Source organism: Microcystis sp. LE19-84.1B, assembly GCF_027531875.1.
GTDB classification, from domain to species: Bacteria; Cyanobacteriota; Cyanobacteriia; order Cyanobacteriales; family Microcystaceae; genus Microcystis; species Microcystis panniformis.
In genome coordinates this window covers 1-1,264 of sequence record NZ_JAPZSR010000268.1, presented here as the reverse complement: position 1 = coordinate 1,264, position 1,264 = coordinate 1, and the positions used below count along the sequence as shown (strand labels likewise).

Below are 1,264 nucleotides of genomic sequence, written 5' to 3'. Positions count from 1 at the left end.
AAATACCAAAGGGTTCCCCAACGTGATTCTCCATTTTTTTAGAGAAAGATAGACTCTCTCTCTCCAGCCGAGAAATCCTTTGTCGAAAGGTATTATTTAATCTTTCAATAGGATTAGTTTGACCAGTTTCTTTACCTACTGCTCGATGACGTTTATTAGGAATTACTGTCTTATAGGACTCCCAAAAGTCTGTGTAAGCAACAGCGCATTGTCGGTAAACACTGGGTAAACTGTACCCAAAGTTTTTTGGCTGATTGACGACTCCTATCTCCGCGCATAGCAACCAATAATTTCCCTTGTCTTTCTATCAATTAACCGCCAAATATAAACCTTTATCGTCTTAGAAAAAACCAAAGACCACATCTCATCACATTCTATAACCAATTTACCTTTTGGTTTGTCCGAAACCTTTATTTGAAGGGGGACAGCCGCCAGTTTATTGTTGACATAGTTTTGTTACCATGACCAACTCACTCCAGTTACTCTAGCAATTCCTCGTCAAGAAATTCGTTCGAGCAAAAGTTTATCAATTAATTGTTTGGTTTCGTCAGAGACGGTTTTATTAGTGGGATTGATCACAAACTGACGACCACATTCTTTACATTGACGCTTGGGTTTTCCATTATGAATAGAACCATTCTTGATAGTATGGTGAGAACCACAACGCTTGACAGGGGAATAGAGGTGGGTAGTGATCCGATAGTAGTGGCGTAGCTCTCTTGCTTATCTAGCCTGAGTTGTGTAGAATATTTACTAATAAAAATAATTAGGTTCTTCGCTTTGTGTTATGCAATGGACGGGGGTTATAAGGGATGAAACCCTTATATAGAAAGACACTGCTGCGATTTTTGCCAATTATTTTCGATCTAGAACGAACTAATCAATTAAGTCTCTTGCCCTATAAGGATTTAGTCGATTTATGCCCCCTGATCGAATCATAGGTAGGTGGGTGGAATTAAATATAAGATGAACGTAGGTTGGGTTGAAGCATGAAACCCAACGCCCGCTCATGTTACGCTACCCCTAACCCATCCGACAAATAATTGTGCCTCCCTACTTAAATTCTCAAAACTTGCTATGATCTGACAAGATTGTTACTGCACTTTCTCGGCTTAATTATCCACTGCAATGACTCGCCAAATTCACGACCAATTTGCCAAGGAATATTTAGAGGAACTCTTAGCGTCTCTAGGAACGATTAAAAAGAGCAAGAAAGTCAAGAGTGAAGTCCAAGAAATCGATGTTTGGTTTGAACCAGCCACAG

At 39.6% G+C, this 1,264-nt stretch carries 1 pseudogene; it reads right to left on the bottom strand.

Annotated elements, in window-relative coordinates:
- Positions 1-696 (bottom strand): annotated as a pseudogene (locus O9324_RS15465) (IS1 family transposase); the annotation flags it as partial.
- Positions 697-1,264: the final 568 nt, after the last annotated feature.